This window comes from Okeania sp. (genome assembly GCF_983059655.1).
Genome location: NZ_CEZPJD010000349.1, coordinates 1 through 6,726, shown reverse-complemented (window position 1 = coordinate 6,726; position 6,726 = coordinate 1). Strand labels below are relative to the sequence as shown.

Sequence of the window (6,726 nt, the reverse complement as noted above, 5' to 3'; positions counted from 1 at the left end):
AAAAATAGGCAGCAAAGTTAAAAGTCAAAAGTCAAAAGTCAATTTTAAGTCAAAATTCAAAAGTCAAAAGTCAAAAGTAAGAAATTAGAAGTAATTGCCTTTTATTGCTGAATTGAAAAATAGGCAGCAAAGTTAAAAGTCAAAAGTCAAAAGTCAATTTTAAGTCAAAAGTCAAAAGTCAAAAGTCAAAAGTAAGAAATTAGAAGTAATTGCCTTTTATTGCTGAATTGAAAAATAGGCAGCAAAGTTAAAAGTCAAAAGTCAAAAGTCAATTTTAAGTCAAAAGTCAAAAGTAATTGCCTTTTATTGCTGATTTTTGCTAAAAATAGCTCAGTTAATATGAATTATTCTTACTTTTTACTTCTCCCCCACTCCCCTACTCCCCTGCTCAACAAAATGTAGAAAACTTTTTGATAAATGATATAACTCCTGAATTCTATGCTTCTTCCTTCCTAAAAATAACATCAGCAACTCGACAAACTTCAGACATTTCTTTAACGTCGTGAACTCGTAAAATATCTACAGACTCAGCGATCGCTGCCACACAACCAGCAGCAGTCCCCCAAACTCTTTGTTTAGCATCAGGTTGATTTAATATTTTACCAATAAAACTTTTACGAGATAATCCTACTAAAATCGGACAATTTAAACTTCTAAATTTTGATAAATTGCGGATAATTTCTAAGTTTTGTTCGTAGTTTTTGGCAAAACCAATTCCAGGGTCAATAATAATTTTATCCCGTTCAATTCCCGCTGTTATAGCAGCTTCTATTCGACTCTCTAAAAATTGATATATTTCCCTAATTAAATCTTGATAATCTGTCAATTGTTGCATTGTTTTTGACGTACCTCGAATGTGCATTAATATAATGGGCACTTTGAGAGCAGCCACCACGGAAAACATATCTGAGTCATAAGTACCCCCAGAAATATCATTAATTACATTAGCACCAACTTCCACAGCTTTTTGTGCAACTACTGCCCTAGTTGTATCAACAGAAATTGGAATTTCCGCACAAATATTTGGCTGATTTCTTAATAGCTTAATTATTGGTAAAACCCGATTAAATTCCTCGTCTAGAGAAACAACTTCAGCCCCAGGTCGAGTAGATTGACCACCAATATCAATCAGATCGGCACCATATTCTACCATTTTTTTTGCTTGTTTTAAAGATGTTTCTAGCGTATTAAAATCACCACCATCACTAAAACTATCTGGCGTTACATTCAAAATACCCATAATATAGGTACGTTTTCCCCAAGTAAAATTTTGATAGTAATTGTGCATTTCAATGATGTTTAATAATTAATGCAGTAATAGTTAAATAATCTATCTTTTCTATGGCGTTTTTAATACCCCACCACCTACACAGTACCGAAAATTGTTTGGGTTTATGAGACACAAAGTTGCCGATCATTGACTATCCATAAGAATTAGACCTTCTGCCTTCTGCCTTCTGCCTTCTTCAAGAGAATTGATTTTTAGGATAATTTAAGCAAAAGGGAAGAAAAAAAATGTCAACTATAACTGTTATTAGAGCAAAAACTAGGTCGAAGAATTAAACCAAATCTATAAATAATAGTGAGGCTTTATTCTCCATAATTATTACCGAAAAATTAAGGTATAAAGCCTCTCCATTAATGGAGAAAAAGAAACAAATTCCTTTTAACCCAATCCTCTTCTTTTCAAGGAGAGGTAATTCTAAATCCTTAATTCTAAATTATTGAACACCAATTTATAGTTATATTATAGTGTAAAGTATTGATTAAATTGGTGAATTTATATTTCTATTTTGCTGCAACATACTCTTTTTTCCTCCCTTTTTTAGTTTTTACCGAATAATTAATAATTAATAATTAATAATTAAATAATTCTGGTTTAAAGCCTCCCCTTTTAAGGAAAAAAAAAGCGGTCGTTTTGCTACGCAACATGTTTGCGGAGCATGCGGAGCATTCCGTAGGAAAAAGCGGAGCGCACCCGTTGGGTGGGATGGCGTTTTGCTCCGCAACATGTAAAGCGGAGCGGCTCTGATAAGAGCGGGTCCCCTCGCCATATCCAATCAACCAACAGAAGAAATAATATTTCTTTATATTCAATTCCGTAACGGTTTTAACCAGAGGTAATTATCAATTATCCATTATCAATTATCCATTAATGAAAAGAAGTCTAATTAATTATCAAAAATCCTTAAATTATTTATAATTAATCAGACGAGAAAAACTATCTGGCTTTAAACTTGCTCCCCCAACTAAAGCACCATCAATTTCTGGTTGAGCCATAATTTCATCAACATTATTAGGTTTAACAGACCCACCATATTGAATAGTGACATTAGAATTAGTTAACTTACTACGAATTAAACCAATAACACGGTTAGCTTCTGTAGCTTCACAAGTATCACCAGTACCAATTGCCCAGATAGGTTCATAAGCAATTACTAGATTTTCCTGATCCACATCAATTAAATCTGTGGCCAACTGAGAAAAGATATGTGATTCTGTTTCACCAGCAGCTCTTTGCTCCTTAGATTCTCCCACACAGAGAATAGGGGTTAAACCATACTTCTGAGCAGCTTTTAAGCGCAAATTAACTGTTTCGTCAGTTTCACCAAAATATTGACGACGCTCACTGTGGCCAACAATTACATAACTAACTCCGATTTCCTTGAGCATTGGGCCAGAAATTTCTCCTGTATATGCTCCCTCCTCTTCCCAATGAATATTTTGGGCACCCAACTTTATCCGACTCCCGTGCAAGCTTTTTGACATAACATCTAGTGCAGTAAAGGGAGTGCAGAGAACTACTTCATGTTCTTCAGGAGTTTCTATGAGTTGAGACATCAAACCCTGGAGAAACTCTTTAGCTTCTGCCTGGGTTTTGTACATTTTCCAGTTCCCAGCAATTATAATTTTTCTCACTGTTGATTTTGTAGACCTCAAACTTGACTATCTGCAACACTCCAGTCTAAGGCTTTATGAGTCCTTTTTCTAGACTTCAAAGAATAATTGTTTTCTTCATCACAATTTTGTCGATCGGGATGGTGTTATCAAAAAGGATTGAGTCGTGCCACCCCGCCGGGAAATGGCGAAATATTTTTGGAGCGGAGCTCAAATCCCCTACTTCCCTTTCTGGCTCCCCTCCTGGGAGGGGCAGGGGTGGGTTAACTTTTAACTTTTAACTTTTAACTTCGTCAACCTACTGGCCAAATTCCAACCGAGCTTGCTCAACTATTTCTGCTGTGACGACTTCTTGCTCTGCTTCTCTGGCCAAATCTTCAATTCGCTTTCTTGCCTGAGCTCGAACAAAATAGGGAATGTTTTTTAATTTAATTTGAGCTTCTGGCGTCCATTTCAATTCGTTATTAAAATTAGAATCAGTCATTTTAAATCTTGCAACAAATAAATTATTAATTATTAATTATTAATTATTAATTATTCGGCGTTGGTCAATCAAGGTATGAAAATAAAAATTGAACAATCTCAAATATTTGTTATATCAAATCCGGTAGCATCGGTGTAATAAGATAGTGAATCAGAATCCAGAATCCAGAATTCAGAATTTCCTACGGAATGCTCCGCAAACAGAAGGGAAAATAACTCAGAATTCTTTCCGCTCTGGATGAAGATGGAATATTTTTTTATACCGAATTAAACGGATTCGATATTATTCAATAGTTTAGCAATTACCAAAAAATACAAATCATACCCTAATTTACCAACGCCTATTAATTATTAATTATTAATTATTAATTATTCATTGTTTCCCATATCCCGCTTCATTTTTTCTAACTCTTCATCTGTTTCTAAACTTTTAAATTGTGCTTCTAAAGGATCTAATGAATTAGCAAAATTATAGGAATTAGTTTGATTCCAGCCATCGGTTTCCCAACGTCTTTCATTCTTAGCGGTATAACGGTTAGCTTCAGCTTGAACAGCCTTTGCTCGTACTTCCTCCCGACGTTGTTTAATTTGACGATAGAGTTCTTTAGCTTGTTGGATGCGCTGCTTACATCCTTGCATCTGTCCCCACTGCTGATTACCTTGGCGCAAAAAAAATGCTTCCCTTTCTTGAGCTGCCTGAGCTAGATCGGCTCTATTAGCTGTTCGTGCTTTTTCTACTCGGTTATGCCAACGCTTTACTTCTTGCGCTGTTGAAAGGATATCTTGCTCTGATTTTTTTTCTTGGCGCTGGAGTTGTACTATTAACCGCAAAGTGTCTTCTTCTTGTTTGCGTAGTTGCTCTTCGAGTGCCTGAAGTTCTAAGTGAGGATTATTCCGCAGAAACTCTTCAAGCCGATTTTCTAGAAATTCGCTGAAATCGTCAAATAAACCCATAGTTATTTCAGTTATCAGTTATCAGTTATCAGTTATCAGTACCTCTCTCTACCTGTTTGCGCAGCATGACAAACGGAAAGTCATAGGCTTGAGACCTGATTTTTTGGTCAAGATGATATAAAATTAGGAGGATTAGGCAGTGGAAAATTAGACATCTCCACCAAAAGAGGAAGTAGGGACGTTGCATGCAACGTCCGTACAGAGTAGGGGGAAAGAATTGATAATTTCTGTACGATAGTTGATTTGATTTTTTATTACCACCAGATGTCTATTTAACTTGATAGCTTATATAGCAAAGAATGGGTTGATTAGGACTTATGGCGATCGGAAACTGCAAGACAGGGAAATATTTTTCCCACACATGAGCTGTTGCCTGTTGCCTGTTGCCTATTCCCTATTCCCTGTTCCCTTAAACTAAAACTGTTGCCCTACAAAAACAGAACGAATTTCACCATTACGGCGAATTACAGCTTCTTGGTTTGCCACATTAACAAGAGTCCAACCACTACCACCAATATTCTCGCCTACATATATCCGACGAGCTACACCCTCTACTTCAAATAAAGCAGCGGAGCGTTCCCCTAACTCCAAAACACCCACCAAGGTATTAATGGGAATCTGAGCTTTACTTTCTATAATTGTGTTCGTTGCAGGTACTTCTGCTGGAGGTGGAGGCAATTGTACTGGTTGTGTTGGCGCTTGTGACTCTTCTGACTTTGCTTCTGTTTCAGATTGAATTTCTGCTTCTGGTTTGGTTTCAGATTGCGACTGGGATGATGCTTCCGGTTGGCTTGTTGCTTCCGGTTTTTTTGCTACTTCTTGTGTTGGTTTAGCTTTCTCCTCTACTTTTGCCACTTCTGATTTAGTAGTTTCTGTTGCTTCCGACCTTTCTGTAACGTTGTCAGCAGCCTCTGCGGAGGCAGAAGCATTAGATGCAGATGCTGCTGATGACTTTGGGGAAGATTCGGCAGATTTTGGTGCTACTGCTACTGCTGAAGGTACAACACTTGGCACTGGAGGAATTACCACCACTTTAGTTTCTGGAACAGTTATAGGTCCTTTTGCTACTTGTGCTTCCATGAGATCGACCAGTCGGTTGAGCGGTAATAGTAAGCTAGTGTTTGTAGGTTGGTTTGCAGGTACTGGTACTGTTGGTAAGTTGTTGCTTGGTGGGGCGGGTGGTATACCAGGAATTTGTTGTTGTTGTTTCTGAACTGCTTCTTGTTGTTCAATCATCTGGAGCGATCGCTCTATATACTCAGCAAATTCTTTATCTGCTGCTGCTTTAGGAGTTAATGTTTCTGATGATTCGTTGGGTTTTTCTACATAACCTAAATAACCTAAAATTTTATTGAGTCCTCCCCTAGTTACTAACCATAAAGAAAGAGTGACTAATATAGAGGTAAAAGCTGCCCCTAAAAGCAGTTTGTCTAATGATTGGTTTTGTTTTTTTTCTGCTTCTACTTTGGCTAATTTTGCCTTTTCTTCTTTGTCAATTTCTGGAGATTGAGTATTATTTTGAGGCAGAACAATTTGAGGAACCTTAATTTGCGTTAAAGATACAACTTCTGGTTTAGCCACTTGAGTCGGCAAACGAGTACCACCATCCAATACTCGGTCAATATCGCGAAACATATCTTCCATCAAATTTTCAGCAAGATTTTCTGCAGAAATAGGATCTTGAAATCTTGTTTTTTCTGAATTTTCTCTAGTTTTTTGGTAGTTCGTGGTCATATTCTTTTGTTACTCCCTATCCTCAATAATTTTTGATTTAAGAGTTTGTTTAATTTTGATTCAGATATTTTAGTTTATAACGTTTCTCAAACTGGTGATATACAGTTTTAGATCCCCCTCTGCCCTTCTTAAAAAGGGGAAAGATTTCAAAGTCCTCCTTTTTAAGGGGGATTTAGGAGGATCGTAAATGTACCTCATTGTTATGAGAAATGCTATACTAAGATTATCTAGTAACTGTGTCTCATCTGAGACTAATCATAGAAATTTTAACTATAGTTTTTGACATCCTCCCCGGCTGTTAGGCACGGGGATTCCTACCGAGCCGTAACTCCTCAGCGGGTTGACGTCTCACAGGCTGCTGCTACCTTGGCGGTAGTCTTACACTTGCCTCCACGTCCGTTTTTCGTCTCCGAATGCCCTCCGGCGACTAATATATTTATCGCTGCGTTTTCGTCTCTATCATGTTTGCTGCCACAGTTTAGACACTCCCATTCTCGCACCTGAAGGTCTAACTTTCCACCTTTAAACCCACAGCATGAACAGGTTTGAGATGTGGGTTCCCAACGACTAATTACTCTAAAATCACGACCATATTTTTCTGTTTTGTTATAGTCGATGTGGCGTATTACCGCCCGCACCTCTACTTCAAAACCCTGC

The 6,726-nt window shown here is 37.4% G+C and carries 7 protein-coding genes; all 7 read right to left on the bottom strand.

Annotated elements, in window-relative coordinates:
* Positions 1–436 precede the first annotated feature (436 nt).
* On the bottom strand, positions 437–1,288 hold the full coding sequence (folP, locus tag AC3DU7_RS18835) for a dihydropteroate synthase (protein ID WP_488040850.1): 852 nt from the start codon (positions 1,286–1,288) through the stop codon (positions 437–439).
* A 1-nt stretch (position 1,289) separates the two neighbouring features.
* Positions 1,290–1,418 carry a hypothetical protein gene (locus AC3DU7_RS18830; protein ID WP_488040849.1) on the bottom strand — a complete coding sequence of 43 codons (129 nt, stop codon included), beginning with the start codon at positions 1,416–1,418 and terminating at the stop codon, positions 1,290–1,292.
* Between the two features lie 775 nt (positions 1,419–2,193).
* On the bottom strand, positions 2,194–2,919 hold the full coding sequence (gene tpiA, locus AC3DU7_RS18825) for a triose-phosphate isomerase (RefSeq protein ID WP_488040848.1): 726 nt from the start codon (positions 2,917–2,919) through the stop codon (positions 2,194–2,196).
* Positions 2,920–3,196: 277 nt separating this feature from the next.
* Positions 3,197–3,382 (bottom strand): PCP reductase family protein, encoded by a 186-nt coding sequence (locus AC3DU7_RS18820; RefSeq protein ID WP_488040847.1) that lies wholly within the window; start codon positions 3,380–3,382, stop codon positions 3,197–3,199.
* Between the two features lie 368 nt (positions 3,383–3,750).
* The gene (locus tag AC3DU7_RS18815) at positions 3,751–4,335 is read right to left on the bottom strand and encodes a TIGR04376 family protein (protein WP_488040846.1); all 585 of its coding nucleotides are present in this window, start codon (positions 4,333–4,335) and stop codon (positions 3,751–3,753) included.
* Between the two features lie 414 nt (positions 4,336–4,749).
* The gene (locus AC3DU7_RS18810) at positions 4,750–6,069 is read right to left on the bottom strand and encodes a hypothetical protein (protein WP_488040845.1); all 1,320 of its coding nucleotides are present in this window, start codon (positions 6,067–6,069) and stop codon (positions 4,750–4,752) included.
* Between the two features lie 332 nt (positions 6,070–6,401).
* Positions 6,402–6,726: zinc ribbon domain-containing protein (locus tag AC3DU7_RS18805; protein WP_488040844.1), on the bottom strand; the 325-nt coding region annotated here is incomplete at its 5' end.